16 protein-coding genes are annotated in these 19,126 nt (G+C 71.6%); 6 read left to right on the top strand and 10 right to left on the bottom strand.

Annotation, left to right across the window (positions count from 1 at the left end; translation table 11 throughout):
* Positions 1-98: 98 nt before the first annotated feature.
* The 3 genes from F1721_RS29520 to F1721_RS29510 all read right to left on the bottom strand — a co-directional run bounded on the left by F1721_RS29520 (position 99) and on the right by F1721_RS29510 (position 3,714).
* Positions 99-1,217 carry a fatty acid desaturase family protein gene (locus F1721_RS29520; RefSeq protein WP_211840685.1) on the bottom strand — a complete coding sequence of 373 codons (1,119 nt, stop codon included), beginning with the start codon at positions 1,215-1,217 and terminating at the stop codon, positions 99-101.
* Between the two features lie 47 nt (positions 1,218-1,264).
* Positions 1,265-2,398, bottom strand: a complete 1,134-nt coding sequence (locus tag F1721_RS29515) for a ferredoxin reductase (protein ID WP_246155386.1) — start codon at positions 2,396-2,398, stop codon at positions 1,265-1,267.
* An 86-nt stretch (positions 2,399-2,484) separates the two neighbouring features.
* Complete coding sequence (locus F1721_RS29510) at positions 2,485-3,714, bottom strand: lipase family protein (protein ID WP_150070092.1); 1,230 nt, start codon at positions 3,712-3,714, stop codon at positions 2,485-2,487.
* 419 nt (positions 3,715-4,133) lie between these two features.
* Between F1721_RS29510 and F1721_RS29505 the strand changes: the two genes are divergently transcribed.
* Positions 4,134-5,396, top strand: coding sequence for a GNAT family N-acetyltransferase (locus F1721_RS29505; RefSeq protein WP_150070091.1), 1,263 nt, complete (start codon positions 4,134-4,136; stop codon positions 5,394-5,396).
* A 10-nt stretch (positions 5,397-5,406) separates the two neighbouring features.
* Here the strand turns inward: F1721_RS29505 and F1721_RS29500 are convergent, their stop codons facing one another.
* Positions 5,407-6,354, bottom strand: coding sequence for a DMT family transporter (locus F1721_RS29500; protein WP_211840684.1), 948 nt, complete (start codon positions 6,352-6,354; stop codon positions 5,407-5,409).
* Between the two features lie 73 nt (positions 6,355-6,427).
* Between F1721_RS29500 and F1721_RS29495 the strand changes: the two genes are divergently transcribed.
* Positions 6,428-7,321: a LysR family transcriptional regulator gene (locus F1721_RS29495; RefSeq protein WP_150070090.1), complete on the top strand. Its 894-nt coding sequence runs from the start codon at positions 6,428-6,430 to the stop codon at positions 7,319-7,321.
* A 129-nt stretch (positions 7,322-7,450) separates the two neighbouring features.
* Entirely contained in the window at positions 7,451-8,806 is a 1,356-nt protein-coding gene (gene dctA / locus F1721_RS29490) for a C4-dicarboxylate transporter DctA (RefSeq protein WP_150070089.1), read from the top strand.
* 43 nt (positions 8,807-8,849) lie between these two features.
* Here the strand turns inward: dctA and F1721_RS29485 are convergent, their stop codons facing one another.
* Positions 8,850-9,854 carry an iron-siderophore ABC transporter substrate-binding protein gene (locus F1721_RS29485; protein WP_150070088.1) on the bottom strand — a complete coding sequence of 335 codons (1,005 nt, stop codon included), beginning with the start codon at positions 9,852-9,854 and terminating at the stop codon, positions 8,850-8,852.
* 65 nt (positions 9,855-9,919) lie between these two features.
* The gene (locus F1721_RS29480; protein WP_150070087.1) at positions 9,920-11,263 is read right to left on the bottom strand and encodes a CitMHS family transporter; all 1,344 of its coding nucleotides are present in this window, start codon (positions 11,261-11,263) and stop codon (positions 9,920-9,922) included.
* Between the two features lie 166 nt (positions 11,264-11,429).
* Between F1721_RS29480 and F1721_RS29475 the strand changes: the two genes are divergently transcribed.
* Positions 11,430-13,028, top strand: a complete 1,599-nt coding sequence (locus F1721_RS29475; protein ID WP_246155385.1) for a sensor histidine kinase — start codon at positions 11,430-11,432, stop codon at positions 13,026-13,028.
* On the top strand, positions 13,025-13,687 hold the full coding sequence (locus tag F1721_RS29470) for a response regulator (protein ID WP_150070086.1): 663 nt from the start codon (positions 13,025-13,027) through the stop codon (positions 13,685-13,687). The genes F1721_RS29475 and F1721_RS29470 overlap by 4 nt, the downstream gene beginning before the upstream one ends.
* A 6-nt stretch (positions 13,688-13,693) precedes the next feature.
* Here F1721_RS29470 and idi read toward each other — a convergent pair whose 3' ends face one another.
* From idi to F1721_RS29450, 4 genes are all read right to left on the bottom strand, one after another.
* Positions 13,694-14,272, bottom strand: a complete 579-nt coding sequence (gene idi / locus F1721_RS29465) for an isopentenyl-diphosphate Delta-isomerase (RefSeq protein WP_150070085.1) — start codon at positions 14,270-14,272, stop codon at positions 13,694-13,696.
* A 31-nt stretch (positions 14,273-14,303) separates the two neighbouring features.
* On the bottom strand, positions 14,304-15,290 hold the full coding sequence (locus F1721_RS29460; protein ID WP_150070084.1) for a zinc-binding dehydrogenase: 987 nt from the start codon (positions 15,288-15,290) through the stop codon (positions 14,304-14,306).
* A gap of 97 nt (positions 15,291-15,387) precedes the next feature.
* Complete coding sequence (locus tag F1721_RS29455; protein ID WP_246155384.1) at positions 15,388-16,698, bottom strand: NupC/NupG family nucleoside CNT transporter; 1,311 nt, start codon at positions 16,696-16,698, stop codon at positions 15,388-15,390.
* 166 nt (positions 16,699-16,864) lie between these two features.
* A complete protein-coding gene (locus F1721_RS29450; RefSeq protein WP_150070082.1) occupies positions 16,865-17,875 on the bottom strand; it encodes a DUF4073 domain-containing protein in 1,011 nt (336 codons plus the stop codon).
* Between the two features lie 237 nt (positions 17,876-18,112).
* Here F1721_RS29450 and F1721_RS29445 point away from each other — a divergent pair, with 237 nt between their 5' ends.
* Positions 18,113-19,096: a M28 family metallopeptidase gene (locus tag F1721_RS29445; RefSeq protein ID WP_150070081.1), complete on the top strand. Its 984-nt coding sequence runs from the start codon at positions 18,113-18,115 to the stop codon at positions 19,094-19,096.
* The last annotated feature ends 30 nt before the right edge of the window (positions 19,097-19,126 follow it).

The raw sequence follows: 19,126 nt of genomic DNA, 5'->3' as shown, positions 1-19,126 counted from the left end.
TGATCTCGCGTTCGGCGGTTTCCGCGGCCGGGTCGCGTCACGTTCCCCCGGGGTGCGGTCGTGCGGGTCTTGGGCGGGCGCAGAACTCGGGTTGGCGGTCATGCGACCTTCTTCGCATCGCGAAGTGCCGGGGTACCGCGCGATCGGCTGCCGTGCTGGGGTGGCAGGGCGAGCCGGAAGATCTTCTTCCAGACGTTGCCGATCTGCTTGCTCAGCGGCCCGGTGGTGTAGTTCAGGCCGTATCGGTCGCAGATCTCCCGGATGCGCGGCGCGATCTGCTGGTAGCGGGGCGAGGGGATGTCGGGGAAGAGGTGGTGCTCGATCTGGAATCCCAGGTTCCCGCTCAGCACGTGGAACAGCGCACCGCCGCGGATGTTGGCCGAGCCGAGCATCTGCCGGTAGTACCAGTGCCCGCGCGACTCCCGTTCGCACTCGTGCTCGGTGAAGCTGGCCACGCCGTCGGGGAAGTGCCCGCAGAAGATGATGCTGAACGCCCACACGTTGCGCACCAGGTTGGCCACCGCGTTGCCGGTGAGCGTCGGCAGCGCGTTCGGCCCGCTGAGCGCGGGGAACAGCACGTAGTCCTTGAGCACCTGCTTGACGCCCTTGTGCCACATCTGCCTGCGGATGCCCTTGGTCTCCGACCACGTGCGACGGCCGCTGAGGATCCGGTCGATCTCGAGGTCGTGCAGCATCACGCCCCACTCGAACGCGACCATGAGCAGGAACGCGTACACCGGGTTGCCGAGGTAGTACGGGCGCCACCGCTGCTCGTCGAGCATGCGCAGCAGGCCGTAGCCGATGTCGCGGTCCTTGCCCAGGATGTTGGTGTAGGTGTGGTGCACGTAGTTGTGCGTGCGCCGCCACTGCTCGGACGGGCAGGCGGTGTCCCACTCGAACATCTTGGAGTTCAGCTCGGGATCGCCCATCCAGTCGTACTGGCCGTGCATCACGTTGTGGCCGATCTCCATGTTGTCCAGGATCTTGGAGATCGACAGCGCCGCCGTCCCGGCCAGCCAGGCGGGCGGGAACCACCCGGCCCACAGCAGCGCGCGGCCGAGGACCTCGAACCGCCGCTGCACGTCGACGATCCGGCGGATGTAGGCGGCGTCCTGCTCGCCGAGGTCGTCGATCAGCTCCCGCCGGATCGCGTCGAGCTCCGCGCCGAGCGCGTCGAGCTGTTCGTCGGTCAGGCGGGCAACGCTGGTTCGGCTCACCTTCTGCTCCTTCTCGGCTGTCGGTGCCGCACGCGGTCCGCGCGCGGTCAGATCGCGATGTCGACGTCCCCGACCGGGGCCATCACGCACAGCTGGATCCGCTCGTCCGGTTCGGTGCTGACCGCACCGCTGCGCACGTCGCGCACAGCACCGGAGGACTTGACGCTGCTGCACGTGTGGCAGATGCCCATCCGGCAGCCGTGCTCGGGACGCAGACCGGCGCTCTCGGCCTGTTCGAGCAGCGTTCGCCCGTCGGCCGGCGCGGTGATGCCGCTGCGGGTGAACCGCAGTTCGCCCGCGGTCTGCTCGGCGGTGGCGGATGGCGCGGGGGCCAGCGCGAACCGCTCGATCCGCAGCCGTTCGGCGAGGCCTTCCCCGGTCCACATCGCACCGACGTCGGCGAGCAGCGGTGCCGGTCCGCAGGCGTAGGTGAGGGCGTTCTGGTAGTCGGGGGCGAGCGCGCGGACGTGGACGGCGTCGAACCGCCCGTCGAACTGCCCTCGTCCGGGTCGGCGGGTGAAGGAGAGGGCGAGCGCGAAGTGTGGGTGCGCCCGGGCCATGTCCGCGAGTTCCGCGCGGTAGACGACGTCCTCCGGGCGGCGCGCGTAGTGCAGGAAGCTGATCCGGCCGGGGTGGCCGCGGGCCAGCAGGGTCCGCGCGATCGACATCACGGGTGTGATGCCGCTGCCGCCGCTGATCAGCAGGACGTGCTCACCGGGCCGGTCGGGCAGTGCGAAGCCGCCTCCGGCCTGCGACAGCCCGACCACCAGACCCGGCTTCGCGTGCTCGCGGAGCCATCGGCTGACGGTGCCCGCCGGGTTCACCTTGGCGGTGATCTCGAGCGTGCCGTCGCGGCGGTCGGCCGAGTTGGCCAGCGAGAAGCACCTGGTGCGGGTCACACCGTCGATCTCGACGGAGAGCCGCACGTGCTGCCCGGCCTCGGCTCCGCGCCAGTTGGCGTTCGGGCGCAGCGTCAGGGTGGTGGTGTCGGCGGTGCGCCTGGACACCGCGACGACCAGCGCCCGCACCTCGTCCACCGACCACAGTGGATTGATCAGGCCCAAATAGCGGTCGACGCCGTGGGGTTCGGCGAGGGCGTTGACGATCCGCGAGGACAGCACGCGGCGCGTTCGGCGCCACACCACCTGCTGCCACGTCCGCGCTGGGATTGCGTTCACCACGATGCCCTGCTCCTATCCGGGTTCCGCGTCCGAGGTGCGAGGCGAGCCCGCCCGGCACCTCGGACGACGTCGCGGTGCGAGGCGCTTCAGAACTGCCCGCAGTTGCTCGGCGCCGGTTTGCCGGTGAACCGGTCGACCAGCCAGTTCGCCGAGTCGGCCTGGGCCGGTGGCAGGGCGCCGACGTGGGCGAACACCGGCGCCGCGGGCAGGTCGGTGAACTGCACGCTGGCGCCCTTGGCGCACCAGTCGCGCGCCATCTGCTTGCCCTGCTCGTAGGGCACGATGTCGTCGGCCGGGTTGTGGCCGACCTGCACCGGAACCGCCGGGGCGAGGTTGCCGACCCGCTGCTGCTCGGCGACCGTCCGGAACGGCTCGACCGCCAGGTACTCGGCGAGCGAGCGCCCGTCCGCGGTGAGGTCGCTGGTCTTCATGCCGGCGAACTTGACCAGCGCTTCGAGGGTGCAGACCTTGCGCGCTTCTTCGAAGAACTGCTTGCCCTTGTCGTTGGCCAGGTCCTCGACGATCCGCAGCTCCGGGTAGGCGGCGTTGGTGCCGATCAGGGCGAAGCCGCCGAACCCCGCGGCGTAGCTGCCGTCGATGGACTCGGCCAGCACGGAGAGATCGGCCGGTGGGGCGCCCGAGTAAGCGCCCTTGAGGTCCAGTTCCGGCGCGTACTGCGGTGCCAGCTCGGCCGCGGCCGCCGCGGCGCCGCCGCCCTGGGAGTACCCCGTGATGCCGACGGGCCCGTCGTCGGGGAGGTCGGCCTCGGGCAGCCGCTGGGCGGCCCGGATCCCGTCGAGCACCGCGTGCGCGCTGACCTCCCGCATCACGTAGGTGTGGTCGCCGGGGGTGCCCAGGCCCTGGTAGTCGGTCTGGGCCACGGCGATGCCCCGGTCCAGCAGCTGGTTGATGAACCCGCGCTGGAACTCGGTGGTGATGTCGCCGCCCGGTTCTCCGGCCAGGGTCTTCGACGGTGCGCACTGGTCCCCGATGCCTGCGGTGAACGGGGCGTACCCGACGATCGGGCGCGGTCCCGGCCCCTCCCAGGGCTTGTCGGGCACCAGCACCGTCCCGGTGACCGGGATCGCCGTGCCGTCCTCGTCCTGGGACAGGTACATGATGCGGGTCGCCTGGGCACCGGCGATGTTCGACGGCTGTGACTTGATCACATCGCCGTCGCGCCCGGCGGGCAGCGGATCCGGTGGCTGGTAGAACGCCTCGTCGGCGCTCGCGGCCGGACCCGTGACGACCAGGGCGGTGGCGGTGATCGCCGTCGCGATCACCGCGCTCGCCCCGCGACGCAGTGCAGCTGTCATGTTCGCTCTCCGGGAAGGACGGCCGCACGTCCGCACTCGCGGTGCGGTCGTGCGGGGATGCGCGTTGGACGACACCAGAGCCAACAGCGGACGGTTGTGGAGGGCAACGGGTGACGAGCTCGCTGTTCGAAACTTGTCAGCCGCACGCGAAAAATTCGCGCCCCCATGCACATCCCGGTGCGCAGGTCCACCTGAGGTGAGACGCGGTCCCGCCGCTGCGGAGCCGACGCCCCGCACGTGGTGCCCCGGAACGGTTCGCCGGTGCACAACGCGCACGATGAACGGGAAAGCGCCCAGAGGGCAGAACTTTCCGCGCGGTGGTGAGAGAACAGCGCCGCCCCGGAGTGTGACGTCGCCCGTGTTACCTCGCCGAAATCGGGGTTCGAGCGGATGCAACACGAGCTCGCGAGCATGGGTGCATGACTCCCACACCGCATCGCCACGTGCGCGGGGACTGGACCCGCGAACTCGTCGAGCTGGCCGCGCTGTTCCTGGCGGCGGGCGCGGTGAACCTCGCCGTGACCGGCGTGCACGCCGGGGCCGTTGGTCCGTTCGTGCTGCTGTCGATCGGCGCCGTCCTGCTGGGCGTCGCGGCGGTTCGCCGGTGCCGCAGGCGGCCGCCCCGGGTTTCGGCGCCCGTCCCGGAGCCCGTTCAGGACGAGGTCGCCGTGCGGCAGACGCTGTGGCGGGTGCGCGCCTCGGTCACCGACACCCCGGGCAGGCTCGCCCGCCTGGCCGGAGGCCTGGCCGCCCTCGGCGGCGACATCCGAACCATGCAGGTGCACCCGGTTCCGGACGGCGCGGTCGACGAGGTGCTGCTGCACGTCCCCGACCGGATCAGCCGGTGGGAGCTGATCGAGGCGGTCGAGGCAGCGGGCGGCCGGGACGTCGTCGTCGCCCGGGCGGACGTCCGCGAACTCGACGACGTGCCGACGCGAACCGCGAACCTGGCCACCGACCTGGTCCGGGGCCGAACCGACCTCGTCCGTGCACTGCGCGCACTGCTCGGTCGGGTGGAGGTCCACTGGCAGGAGGAGCCAGCGCACACCGACTCGGCGATGTGCCTGCCCGCCCCGGGCGGCGGCGCACTGGTCCTGGAGCGCCCCAGCGGTTCGTTCACCCCGGCCGAGTTCGCCCGGGCGACCGCGATGGTCGACCTCGCCGCGGCCTGCCGAACCCACCTCCGCCCAGCGTCCCACACCGCGCGCACCGCGGACGGCGAGGAGCTGACGATCCGCCCCGCCGACCGCGACGACCTCGGTCCGGTCGCCGAGTTCCACGAGCGCTGCTCCAGCGCAGCCCGCTTCCGCCGCTACTTCAGCCCCGGCCCGGCCCCCGGCGAACGCGGCCTGCAGCGGCTGCTCACCCCGGCCCTGGGGCGCTCGCTGCTCGCGATCTCCGCGAACGGCGAAGTCGTCGGCATGGGAAACCTGATGTACGACGGCGACACCGGCGAGCTCGCCCTGCTGGTCCGCGACGACTGGCAGCGGCGCGGCGTGGGCACGGCGCTCGCGCGCCAGCTGGTCGAGCACGCCCGCCAGCTCGATCTGCGCGCGCTCACCGCGCACACCCACGTCGACAACACCGCGATCGCCCGGACCCTGCGCGGCGCGGGCCTGAAGCTGGTCGGCGCGCCGGAGCCGGGGGAGTGGTGCTGGTCGCGCGACCTGCAGCACGCGTGACGGTGTGACCTCAACCGGAGCCGGTGTTCGACTCGTGGCGCGGGTTGCGACCGGCGAACCAGACCGCGGCGACCACGACGGCGCAGCCGACCAGCTGGCTCGGAGCGGGTGTCTCGGCGAGGACGACCACGCCGAGCGCCACGGCCAGAACCGGCTGGAGCAGCAGCAGCGAGGCGGAGGTGTTGGGGGCCAGCTCCGGGCTCGCGGCCGCCATCAGCAGGAACGCGGCGACCTGGCTGATCAGGGCCAGCACCGCCAGCCACAGCCAGGACGCAGGTGGGACGTCGAGGTCGACCCCGGTGGTGGCCCAGCCGAGCAACCCGGCGACCGCGGCGGCAGAAGCGGTCGCCAGGCACACGGGCGTGACCACGTGCTGCGGACTGCGCTGTCCGGATCGCCGGTTGAGGTAGAGGTAACCGGCGTAGGCGGCACCGGCGGCCAGCGCCAGCAGCGTCCCGCGCACCTGGTGCTGTGCGTTCGGGTCGTGCGAGAGCGCGCCACCGACCAGCGCGATCCCGGCGAGCATGACCGGGCAGGTGAGCGCGAAGCGCGCCGAGATCGGGGTTCGGTCGAAAAGCCTTGCCAGCAGGGGGAAGACGACCACCTGGACGTTGATGAGCACGGTGGCGATCCCGGCGCCGACGTCGAGGACGCTCGCCGTCCACATCACGTAGTCCGCGCCCAGCAGCGCCCCGGCGACGAGGGCGCACCACACCAGGCCGGGCTCGAACCGGCCGTGCCGCCGGCACTCGCGGACGGCCAACGGTACCAGCGCGATCAGCGCGAGGGCGCAGCGGAGGAACGCCGCGGTCCCGGCGTTGACCTCCGCGAGCTTGACCACGATCGCCGAGATCGACAGGCAACCGGCTCCCGCGATCATCACCAGCACCGGGCCCGCTGTCCGGGCGGGCGATCTGGAGTTCCGCTGCCGGGCAGCGGGCCGGGAAGTCGTGACCACGGAGTTCACTGTGTCAGCGAAGAGCCGGAAGCACTATTTACCATTTCTGGCATCTGCTGGTTAGCGTGGCTTCATGATGAATTGGGACCGCCTCCGGGTCTTCGCCGCGGTGGCCGAGCAGTCGTCCGTCACGGCCGCGGCCGAGGCCCTGCACCTCACCCGGCCCGCCGTCTCCCAGCACCTGCGCAAGCTCGAACGCGAGGCCGGGTGCCGCCTGGTCGAGCCGGCGGGCCGCGGGATCCGGCTGACCAACGCCGGGCAGGTGCTGGCCGAGGCGGCGCGCTCGATCACCGCCTCGGTCGCCGCGGCCGAACGGGACCTGGCCAACATCCACCAGCAGATCATCGGACGGCTGCAGATCGGCGCGGTGGCCAGCGCGCTGCGGTTCTTCGTCCTGGACGCGCTGCGGGCGCTGACCGCCCAGCACCCGAGGCTGCGCCCCGCGATCCGCGACGGCGAGGTCGTCGACCTGATTCCCGCGCTGCGCCTGGGGAAGCTGGACGCCGTCGTCCTGGAGAGCTGGGCGGGCTGGCCCGCGCGCATGCCCGCCGGTGTCGAGCTGACCGAGCTGCTCACCGAGGACGTGCAGCTCGCCGTGCCCGCGGATCACCCCTTGGCGGAGCGGGAATCGGTGCACGTCGGCGAGCTGGCCGGGTTGCGGTGGGCGAGCTGCCCGCCCGGCACCGAAGCGCACGAGGCGCTGGTCCAGACGTTGCGCGCGCATTCCGTCGACGCCGAGGTGGACTACTGCGTGACCGACTACGCCACCGTGCTGTCGATCGTGGCCGCCGGGCTCGCGGTGGCGCTGGTCCCCGGCATCGCTCAGCGGCTCAGCGCGCCCGGGGTCCGCTACCTGTCCTGCGAACCGCGGGTCGGCCGCTCCGTCGCCGTGGCCACTCCCGAGGGCCGCAGCACCCCGGCCGCGCGGGCGTTCGTCTCCGAACTGGTCCGCGCGGCTGCGCGCTGATTCGCGGTGAGCGGCGGATTCTCAACTTTTTGTTGATTCTCCCGCGGTTCTTGACGGATGCGCCGCGGCTGCGGAAACTCCTTGACCACTTGGCGAAATCGATTTTCCGCAGCGCGAAAGAGTGTGATCATGCGGTCATCCGAACGCAAGACCCCCGCGAGCCGGGCCAGGAGGATCCTGTCCTCGCTGTTCGTCCAGGTCCTCATCGCTGCGGCGATCGGCATCGCGGTCGGCCACTTCTGGCCGGACTTCGGCGCGGCGCTCAAGCCGATCGGCGACGGGTTCATCCGGCTGATCAAGATGGCGATCGCGCCGCTGATCTTCTGCGTGGTCGTGGTCGGCATCTGCAAGGCGGGCGACATGCGCTCGGTCGGGCGCATCGGGCTCAAAGCGCTGATCTACTTCGAGGTCGTCACCACCGCCGCGCTGGCGCTCGGGCTCATCGCGGGCAACGTCCTGCAGCCCGGCGCCGGTCTCGACGTCGACCCGGCCACCCTCGACGCCTCCGGGGTGGTGGAGAAGACCCACGGCGAGCAGATGCCGGGTCCGGCCGAGTTCGTGCTGCACATGATCCCGGAGAGCGCGGTCGCCGCGTTCGCCGAGAACGAGCTGCTGCAGGTGCTGCTGTTCGCCGTGCTGTTCGCCGCCGGGTTGCTGCACGTCGGGGTGACCCGCGCCCCGCAGGTCTTCGCCTTCGTCGACCAGACCGGCGAGATCATCTTCAAGATCATCGGCTACGTCATGCGCCTCGCGCCGATCGCGGTGTTCGGCTCCATGGCCTACTTGATCGGCGAGTACGGGCTGTCCTCGCTGAGCACCTACGCCAAGCTGATCGCCGCCTGCTACGGCGCCGCGCTGCTGTTCTGCGTGCTGCTCGGCGTCCTGCTCCGCGCCGTCACCGGCCTCAGCCTGCTGCGCTTCCTGCGCTACACGCGGGAGGAGTTCGCGCTGGCCGTGGGCACCGCCTCCAGCGAGGCCGTCATGCCGCGGATGATGGAGAAGCTGGAGCGCGCCGGTTGCCGCAGGGAAGCCGTCGGGCTCGTGGTGCCGACCGGGTACTCGTTCAACCTCGACGGCGCCTCGATCTACCTCTCGCTGGCCACGCTGTTCATGGCGCAGGCCGTCGGCGTCGACCTGACCGTCGGCCAGCAGATCACCGTGATCCTCGTGCTGGTGCTGACGTCCAAGGGCATGGCCGGTGTTCCGGGCTCGGCGTTCATCGCGCTGTCGGCCACCGCGTCGGCGGTCGGCGTCATCCCGGTCGCCGCGGTGGCCCTGATGCTCGGCGCGGACCGGTTCATGGACACCATGCGCGTGGTCACCAACCTGCTCGGCAACTGCGTGGCCACGTTCATCGTGTCCAAGTGGGACGGCGCCTTCGACCGGGAGCGGGCGCGCGAGGTCCTGGCCGACCCGGCGGCCGCGATCCCGGCGCAGGACCACGCCACCGACCGCACGCCGGACACCGACGCGACCAAGCTGTGAGCGGGTGGTCGGTGCCGCGCCGCCGACGCGGCACCGACCGGCCTCACCTGAGCTTGTCGGCCAGCTGCGGGACCACGGTCTCCAGCGAGTACGGGATGCTGAGCACGGTGTTGTGCGCCAGCGCGATCCCGGCCTCGGTGAAGGGCAGGACGATCACGTCACCGCGCTTGGCCGCGTCCAGCCGCTGGAACAGCGGGTCCTGGGCGAGCCGCTGCGAGTCGCCCTTCTGGTCGATGACCACCAGCACGTCGGACTCCAGCACCGAGGTCTGCTCGGGGCTGAGGTTGAGGTAGAAGCTCTTGCCGTCGTCGAGCGCCTGCGCGGCGGGCGGCAGCTTGATGCCCAGCTGGTCCAGGAACCGGCCGCGGGCGTCGTTGCGGGTGTAGGGCCAGTAGCCGCCCTGGGGGTTGATCAGCACCACCGCGCCGGTGGCACCGGCGAACTCCGGGTGCTGCGCGGCGACCTGGTCGATGCGGGCCTGGGTGTCGGTGATCAGCTTCTCGGCCTGCTCCGACTTGCCGACGGCCTTGCCGATCATCCGGGTGGTGTCCTGCCACGGCGTGCCGAAGTCGGGGTAGCCCGCGGGGCGCACGATGGTCGGGGCCAGGGCGGACAGCCGCTGGTACAGCGCGTCGTCCACGGCGGCGTTGACCGCCACGATCAGGTCCGGCTGCAGCGAGGCGATCTTCTCCAGGTCGACGTCGCCCTGGGTCTGGAACAGGTACGGCTGCGCGCCGCGCAACCGGTCCTTCGCCCACGAGCCGGGGCCCGGCAGGTCGCTCCACGGGCGCATGGCCACCGGGATCACGTCCAGCGCGAGCAGCGGGTCGACGTCGGTGTAGCCGAGCGCGATGACGCGCTCGGGGCGCTTGGGGATCTCCGTCGTGCCCTGCGAGTGCTGGATGGTCACGGGGAAGGCACCGTCGCCGGACGGCTGCTCCTGGTCGTTGCTCGCGCTGCCGCAGGAGGTGACCAGCAGCAGCGCGGCAAGGGCGCTGAGGAGCGCGGCGGCGCGGCGCCGCAAGCGCGCGGGGAGGGTCGGGGGCATTGGGGTGGACCTCGCAATCTCGGACAGGTTAGCTAAGGCTAACCTGTCCGAGATGGGTGTCCAGCTCAGTGGATCGAGATCACGCCGAGGCCGAGCCCGGTGGCGATCACCACCGCGCACACCACCAGCGCCCACTTGATCGCGAACCGGTGGTGGTCGCCGAGGTCCACCTTGGCCAGGCCGATCAGCACGTACATCGCGGGCACCAGCGGGCTGAGCATGTGGATCGGCTGCCCCAGCAGCGAGGCGCGGGCGATCTCGATCGGCGCGATCCCGTGCTGGGCGCCCGCCTCGGCCAGGATCGGCATGATGCCGAAGTAGAACGCGTCGTTGCTCATGAAGAAGGTGAACGGGACGCTGAGCACCGCGACGATCACGCTGAAGAACGGGTACAGGCCGTCCGGCATGGCGCTGAGCAGGTAGTGCGCCATCTGCTCGATCATCCCGGTGCCCGAGAGCACGCCGGTGAACACCGCGGCCGCGAACACCATCGACACCACCGAGACCACGCTGTCGGCGTGCGCGGCGATGCGGGTCCGCTGCTGCTCCAGGCGCGGGTAGTTGACCAGCAGCGCGATCCCGGTGCCGATCATGAACAGCACGGCGATCGGCAGCACGCCGACGATCAGCGACACCAGCAGGGCGGCGGTCAGCGCGGCGTTGAACCAGATCAGCTTCGGCCGCAGCGACTCGCGGTCCGGGGCCAGCACGTCGAAGTCGCCGTCGGCGGGGTCACCGGCGCTGCCACCGGTCCCGCCGGTGCCGCCGCCCCCGCCGGCGAGCACCAGCTCGCCGCTGCGCACCCGGGCGCGCTCCCGCAGGCCGAGCACCCAGGCGAGCACGAAGACCGTGGCCAGCCCGGCGACCAGCGGCGGGATCATCGGCACGAACAGCTCCTGCGGGTCCAGCCCCAGCGCGCTGGCGGCGCGGGCCGACGGGCCGCCCCACGGCACCACGTTCAGGATCGCGTTGGTCAGGCAGGCCAGGCCGGTCATCAGCACCGGGCTGATGCCCAGCTTCTTGTACAGCGGCAGCAGCGCGGAGACGGTGATCATGAAGGTGGTGGTGCCGTCGCCGTCCAGCGACACCACGGCGACCAGGGCCACCGTGCCGACGATCAGCTTGAGCGGGTCGTTGCCGGTGAGCCGGACCACCGCGCGGGTGATCGGGTCGAACAACCCCGCGTCGATCATGATCCCGAAGTAGAGGATGGCGAACAGCAGCATCGCCGCCGTCGGGGCCACCGACCCGATCCCGTCGACGATCATGTCGCCCAGCTCCGGCGCGAAGCCGCCGAGCAGCGCGAACACCGCGGGCACCACGATCAGCGAGACCATCGGCGAGACCCGTTTGGTCATCACCAGGAAGAGGAAGACGGTCACCATGCACAAGCCGAGGAGCGCGATCAACGCCTTCCTCCTTCCCGTCGGACCGGAGTGGTCCGCGTAACAGCGGTGTTTCGTTCCGCGAGACCGTAGGTGAACGGTTCGGGATCCCGGGAGTCTTGTGCGCGTTGTCCGCCTAGGCCGCGTTCTCCGCGTTCTGCGCGTTCTGCTCGCGAGCTAAGGTCGACGCATGTCACGCCGACCGATGCGGTTCGCGCGGCAGGCGTTGCTGCTGCAGATCGGTCTGATCGCGCTCGTCGTCGGGATCGGGTTCGTCCTCGTCGCGTCGTTGCTGGACCGCGCCCTGGAGGACCAGTTCGGCCAGCGGGCGCTCGCGGTGGCGCGCGCGACCGCCGCGGACGCCGATCTCGTCGCCGCCGTGGCCCGCGAGGACCGCAGCGGGGCGGTGCAGGACCGCGCCGAGCGGATCCGGACCAGCACCGGGGCCCTGTTCATCGTGGTCGCCGACCGGCGGGGCATCCGGCTGGCGCACCCGAGCCCGAGCGAGATCGGCAAACCGGTCAGCACCGACCCGAGCTGGGTGCTCGCCGGTCACGAGGTGGTCGACGTGCAGCGCGGCACGCTCGGGTACTCCGCGCGCGGCAAGGTTCCGCTGCGCGACGGCACCGGGACCGTGGTCGGGCAGGTCAGCGTCGGGTTCGACACCGAGGACATCGCCCACGTGCTGCTGCGGCTGCTGGGCACCACGGCCATCTTCACCGGCGGCGCCCTCGTGGTCGGGGTGATCGGTGCAGCGCTGCTCACGCGCGGGCTCAAGCGCCGCACCCTGGGGCTGGAGCCGCACGAGCTGGCCGATCTGGTGCGGGAGCGCGAGGCGGTGCTCTACGGCATCGGGGAGGGCGTGCTGGCCGTCGACGCCGACGGGCGGGTGTCGTTCGCCAACCAGGAGGCCGAGCAGTTGCTGGGCACCGGCGTCGCACCCGGCACCCCGGTCAGCGAGCTGGAGGTCCCGGCCCGGCTGCGCAGCGCGCTGGAGAGCAGGCAGCCGGTGCAGAACCTGATCACCGTCGCCGGGGACCGGGTGCTGGTGGCAAACCACCGCCGGGTCAGCCGGGACGGCGCGGACCTGGGCAGCGTGCTCACCCTGCGGGACCGCACCGACCTCGAAGTGCTCAACCGCGAGCTGGAGTCGGTGCGCGGCATGACCGACGTGCTGCGGGCGCAGCGCCACGAGTTCAGCAACCGCCTGCACACCCTGTCCGGGCTGCTGCAGACCGGGCACCAGGACGACGCCGTCTCCTACCTGCAGGCCCTGACCAGCGGGCCGGTCGCCGGGCTGGGCCCGGCGGGGGACGCGGTGCGGGACCCGGTGCTGCTGGCGTTCCTGGCGGCCAAGAAGGCGGTTGCGGCGGAGAAGTCGGTGGTGCTGGAGCTGGGGGAGACCAGCTGGGTGCCGGGCCGGGTGCGCGCGCCGGTGGAGGTGACCACGGTGGTCGGCAACCTGGTGGACAACGCCGTGCGCGCGGCGCAGCTCGGCGAGCGGCGTCCGGCCCGGGTGGAGGTGGACCTGCTGGCCGACGGTGCGACACTGCACGTGTCCGTTGTGGACAGTGGTGCTGGGGTGCCGCCGGAACTGCGGGAGGACCTGTTCGTGGAAGGGGTGTCCACCGAGGACGGCGACCACGGGCTCGGCCTGGCGCTGTGCAGGCAGGCCGCCCGCAGCTTCGGCGGCGACGTGCGGCTGGCCGACCCGGGCGGCGCGGAGCGCGGCGCGGTGTTCCACGCGTGGCTGCCCGGTGCGGTGACCGAGAGCGAGGAGGGTGCATGATCCGCGTGCTGGTGGTGGAGGACGACTTCCGGGTGGCGCGGGTGCACGCCGAGTTCACCGAGCGGGTCGCCGGGTTCCAGGTGGTGGGCACCGCGCACTCGGCGGCCGAGGCGCGCGACCTGATCGTCTCCAGCAACCCGGACCTGGTGCTGCTGGACAACTACCTGCCGGACTGCTCCGGCATCGCCCTGCTGGCCGACCTCGACGTCGACGCGATCATGCTGACGGCGGCCGCCGACGCCGCATCGGTGCGCGCGGCGCTGTCCGCCGGGGCGCTGAACTACCTGGTCAAGCCGTTCACCGCGGAACAGCTCGCGGACCGGCTCAGCGCCTACGCCCGCTACCACGCGCGGCTGTCGCCGACCGGCGGCCAGGTCGGCCAGGACGAGATCGACCGCGCGATCCGCCTGCTGCACGAGGGCGACCGGCCCGGCGCGCCGAAGGGGCAGTCCGCGGTGACCTCCCGGCTGGTGCAGGACGCGCTGCGCGCGGCGGACGGCCCGCGCTCGGCGGCCGAGATCGCCGCCGAGCTGGGCATCGCCCGCGCCACCGCGCAGCGCTACCTGGCCGGTCTGGCCCAGGACGGCAAGGCCCGCATGACGCTGCGCTACGGCGCCAGCGGCCGCCCCGAGCACCAGTACGAGGCCCCGGGCGGCTGACCGGGGTCAGGCGACGCGGGCGGCGGGCGGCAGCCCGGTCGGGGTGCCCTTGGGCCAGCGGGCCGGTTCCGGGCCGAGCTCGACGAGCTGGCGGACCTGCAGCTCGCACCACGGCGACACCTCGGTCGCCCCGGACAGCACCCCGGCGCTGAACTCCGCCCAGTCCACCCAGCGGGTCTCGGCGACCTCGTCCGGGTTGGGCCGCGGGGCGTGCTCGGTGAACGCGAAGAACACCGGGCACATCTCGTTCTCGACCACCCCGTTGGGCATCACCGCGCGGTAGCGGAAGCCGGGCAGCGCCAGCTCCAGGCCGTGCACGGTCAACCCCAGCTCCTCGCCGAGCCGCCGGGCGATCGCGGCCTTCATCTCCTCCTCGGGAGCCGGGTGGCCGCAGCAGGTGTTGGTCCACACGCTCGGGAAGGTGCGCTTGTGGTGCGCCCGCTGCGTCAGCAGGAACTCGCCCCGGTCGTTGAACACGTAGCACGAGAAGGCCAGGTGCAGCGGGGTTTCCCGGTGGTGCACGGTCGTCTTGTCCTCGACCCCGACCGCCTGACCGGACTCGTCGAGCAGTACCACCTGTTCCACTGGTGCGACCTCCGTGGTTCCTCGTGCTGGTTCAGCGCCCTTCCGGCACCAGCACCACTTTGCCGTAAGTCTGCCGATTCTCCAGCGCCTCGTGCGCGGCGGCAGCCCGGGACAGCGGGAACGGGTCCCCGACCAGCGGTTTCAGGCTGCCGTCGGCCAGCGCGGCCAGCGCCTCGTCCTCCAGGGCGCGCATCCCGCCGGGCACCTTCAGCAGGTTCGGGCCGAGGGCGACCGAGGCGGTCAGCGCGCGGGCGAGCAGGTCGTCGGAGGTGAACCGGTGCTCGCCGAGCTCCCGCCCGTACAGGACGATCCGGCCGCCCGCGCCGAGCAGGTCGAACGCCGCCCGCCCGTAGGCGCCGCCGGCGCCGTCGAGCACCAGGCTCACCGGCCGGTCGAGCTCCTCGCGCACCCGGTCCGCCCAGCCGTCCTCGGTGTAGTCCACGGCCAGGTCGGCACCCAGCTCCCGGACCTTGCCGACCTTGGTCGGGCCACCGGCCGCGCCCACCACGGTCGCGCCGACGTTGCGGGCGTGCTGGACCGCCAGCGACCCGATGCCACCGGCCGCCGAGGTGACCAGGACGACGTCGTCGGCGCTCGGGCGCGCGGTGCGCAGGATGGACATCGCGGTGCGCCCGGTGCCGATCATCGCCACCGCCGCGGTGGGGTCGGTGCCCTCCGGGAGCACCTGCACCGCCTCCACCTCGCGCACCGCGAACTCGGCGTAGCCGCCGCTGGCCTGCCCGAGGTGGGCCACGACCGCGCGGCCGAGCCACTCCGCGGCCACCCCGTCACCGATCTCGTCGACGACCCCGGCGACCTCGCGGCCGGGCGTCATCGGCAGCTCGGGCAGGGGGAACGGACCGCCCGTCACGCCCTGCCGGATGACGGTGTCGATCACGTGGACGCCCGCCGCGGCGACCGCGATGCGGACCTGCCCGGCGCCCGGGTGCGGATCGGGCACCTCCTCGCAGCGGAGGACCTCCGCCGGACCGAACTCGTGCTGCCGGATCGCTCGCATGTCGTGCTCCTCGTCGAAGTGGGTGCGAGCGCGGTTCGCGCTCGCACCCACGACGCTAGGAGCTCTACTTAACTGGAGATCAAGGCCGGATCTCGGATCAGGCGACCAGGATGCCCGCGATGGTGGCGCTGAGCAGGTTCGCCAGGGTGCCTGCGATGATCGCGCGGAACCCGTCGCGGGCGATCCAGCTGCGCTTGGACGGGACCATGCCGCCCAGGCCGCCGAGCAGGATGCCCAGCGAGCCGAGGTTGGCGAAGCCGGTGAGCGCGAAGGTGATGATGGTGGCGCTCTTCTCGCTGAACTGGTCGATCTGCGGGCCGAAGTCGGCGAACGCGACGAACTCGTTGAGCACGATCTTCTCGCCGACGAAGCCGCCCGCGGCCACCGCCTCGTGCCACGGCACGCCGATCACCCACATCAGCGGGGAGAACACGTAGCCGAGGATCTGCTGCAGGGTCAGGTCGGCCAGCCCGAACAGCCCGCCGACACCGCCGATGATCAGGTTGGCCAGCGCGATCAGCGAGACGAACGCGAACAGCATCGCGCCGACGTTCAGCGCGAGCTTCAGGCCGTCGGAAGCGCCGGTGGCGGCGGCGTCGATGACGTTGCGCGGCTTGTCCTCGACGGCTTCGGCGACCTCGGTCCGGGTCGCCACCGCCCGGGTCTCAGCGCCGTCGGCGTCTTCGGCGGTGGTCGCTTCGGGCGCGTCCTTCGCGGTCGAACCGGTCACCGCCGTCGAGGACGTCTGCTTCTCGGTCTCCGGAACGATGATCTTGGACATCAGCAGACCGGCCGGTGCCGCCATGAAGCTGGCCGCGATCAGGTGGTCCAGGCTCGCGCCCAGCATCGCGTAGCCGACCATCACGGTGCCCGCCACGGTCGCCAGGCCGCCGCCCATCACCGCGAAGAACTCCGAGCGGGTCATCCTCGGCAGGTACGGGCGGACCATCAGCGGCGCCTCGGTCATGCCGAGGAAGATGTTCGCGGTGGCGTTCAGCGACTCCGGGCGCGAGGTGCCGAGGACCTTGGCCAGCGCGCCGCCGAGGATGCGGACCACCCACTGCAGGATGTTCCAGTGGTAGAGCACCGCGGTCAGCGCCGAGATGAAGATGATGATCGGCAGCACCTGGAAGGCCACCACGGTGCCCTCGGTGGGCAGGATCGGCCCGACCATGAACTCGATGCCCTCCTTGGAGGAGTCGAGCACCTTCTGCACCGCGCTGCTCACCGCGGACAGCGCCTGCTTGCCCAGGTCCCAGCGCAGCACGACGACCGCGAACAGGATCTGGATCGCCAGCGCCCCCAGCACGGTGCGGGGATTGATCGCGCGCCGGTTGGTCGACATCGCGAACGCCAGCAGCAGCACCACGAGCATGCCGCCGATACCCCACAAGACCTGCACCTGCATCAGCCTTCTTTCCGGTGAACGCCGCGCGACGGCGACGTGACGTGGAACTCGGGCATGCTCGCATGCAGGTCAGGGGGCGTGCACAGGGGACTGTCATTTGTGACTGGCATCTCTCGGCGGCGCCGCTCACCCCGGGCGCGCACCGGCACCCGGGGTGATCACCGGGTCACGCCGCGTTGTGCAGCGGGACGGTGAGCTGCTTCAGCCAGGTGCCGGTGGCGAAGTCGCGCGCCTTGATCACCACGTCGCGGGCGCCGACCTCGATCTGCAGGCCCTGGTTGAGCGCCCGGGTGGTGGTCTCCTCGCCGCCCTTGCCGTCGTCGCGCCAGCCGGTCTCGATCGCCCCGGTGTTGACCACGGTGAAGCCCTCGAGGTTGCCGCTGCCCGGCACCACCCGCCGCACCGTCCAGTCGGGAAGTTCCAGGTGGTAGTGGGTGTGCCCGGTGAACACGAACACGTCCGGGTACTTGCCGAGCGCGGTGAGCAGCCGCTCGGCCTGCAGGTACTCGTTGGCGTAGCTCTGCCGCTGCGTGCCGGAGACGGTGTTGGGCAGCGGGTGGTGGGTCAGCACCATCACCGGGGTGCGCCGCTGCGCCCAGTGCGCGAGCCGGTCCTCCAGCCAGCCGAACTGCTCGTCGCTCATCCACACCTCGTCCCACAGCTGCGGGTCGTGGTAGTGCGAGTAGCGCTCGGTTCCCAGGCACAGCACCGGAACGCCGCCGAAGGACGTCTCGGTGTACACCGCGTTGCGCCCGGTGAAGCGGTAGAAGCTGGCGAACAGCGACTCCTCGGTGGTGCCGTTGGGCCAGGTGTCCTGCGCCAGGGTGTCCGGGTCGCGCCACTTCGGCACGTAGAACTCGTGGTTGCCGATCACCCAGGCCAGCTCCGCCGGGTGCGGGTGCTTGTCCAAAGTGGACCGGACCGCGTCGTACTCGAAGTCGTAGCCGCGCGGGGTGATGTCCCCGACGATGCCGAGCCCGGCGCTGTCCGGGTTGGTGGCGGCCAGGTCGTCCAGCGCCCGGCCGAAGTCGGCGAGGTCGCCCTGGATGTCGCTGATCAGGTTGAACCGCACCCGGTCGCCCGCCGAGGGCGGTGGTGCGGCCTGCGCCGAGGGGCTCAGCGCGGCCGTGGCCGCCACCGTTCCACCCGCTGCGACCAGGAATGACCGACGGTCCATCTGGTTTCGTCCTCCTCTGCTGCGGCACTGGGCGGCCGGGACGGTAATCGGCCGGTGCGCCGGGCCGGTGGATTCGCCGCGTCGCCCCGGTGGATTCCGGCCGAACTCTCCGGCGAGCTCAACGGTGAATCCGGGAAATTCGCGCCCGGCGGCGACTTCCCGTCAAACCCGCCGCGGCCCGCCGTCCGGTGGATACGTTCCGCCCGAACCGGCCTGGCCCGGAAGAAGGGATGTGGCATGCCGAAACGACCAGTACTGGCGACCGCGACCGCGCTGGCCGCGGTGTCGGCCCTGGCGCTGCCGGCCACCGCGGCGAGCGCACCGGCCGAGGTCGCACCGCTGACCGGGGTCGCCGCGGTGCAGGACCACCTGAAGGAGCTGCAGGGCATCGCGGAGGCCAACGGCGGCAACCGCGCGGCGGGCCAACCCGGCTACAAGGCGTCGCTGGACTACATCAAGGCGCAGCTGGACGGCGCCGGTTTCACCACCACCGTCCAGGAGTTCAACGCCATCGGCGGCACCACCTACAACCTGCTGGCCGAGACGCCCGGCGGCGACGCCAACAACGTGGTGATGTTCGGCGCCCACCTGGACAGCGTCAGCCGCGGCCCGGGCATCAACGACAACGGCACCGGCTCGGCGGCGATCCTGCAGGCCGCGCTGGACTACGCGGGCAGCGGCGCGACCCCGAAGAACAAGCTGCGCTTCGCCTTCTGGGGCGCCGAGGAGCAGGGCCTGGTCGGCTCCCAGCACTACGTGGACTCGCTGTCGCAGGCCGAGCGGGACCAGATCGCCGCGTACCTGAACTTCGACATGGTCGGCTCGCCGAACGCGGGCTACTTCACCTACGACGGCGACGACTCCGACGGCGAGGGCGCCGGACCGGGCCCGGAGGGCTCGGCGCAGATCGAGAAGCTGCTCAACGACTCGCTGGCCCAGGCCGGGGTGGAGACCGAGGGCACCGACTTCGACGGCCGCTCGGACTACGGCCCGTTCATCGAGGTGGGCATCCCCGCGGGCGGCACCTTCACCGGTGCGGAGCAGACCAAGTCCCCGGAGCAGGCCCAGAAGTGGGGCGGCCAGGCGGGGGAGGCGTTCGACCCCTGCTACCACCAGGCGTGCGACACGATCGACAACGTGGACACCCAGGCCCTGGACCGCAACCTCCAGGCGATCAACACCGCGGTGACGACCTACGCGGAGCAGTTCCCCCAGCCGTAACGCGCAACGGTTGGTGTTGAGAGGCGGGCG

It is taken from the genome of Saccharopolyspora hirsuta (genome assembly GCF_008630535.1).
Classification (GTDB): domain Bacteria; phylum Actinomycetota; class Actinomycetes; order Mycobacteriales; family Pseudonocardiaceae; genus Saccharopolyspora; species Saccharopolyspora hirsuta.
The sequence above is the reverse complement of the archived record's forward strand: the minus strand, read 5'-3'. Positions and strand labels throughout refer to the sequence as shown.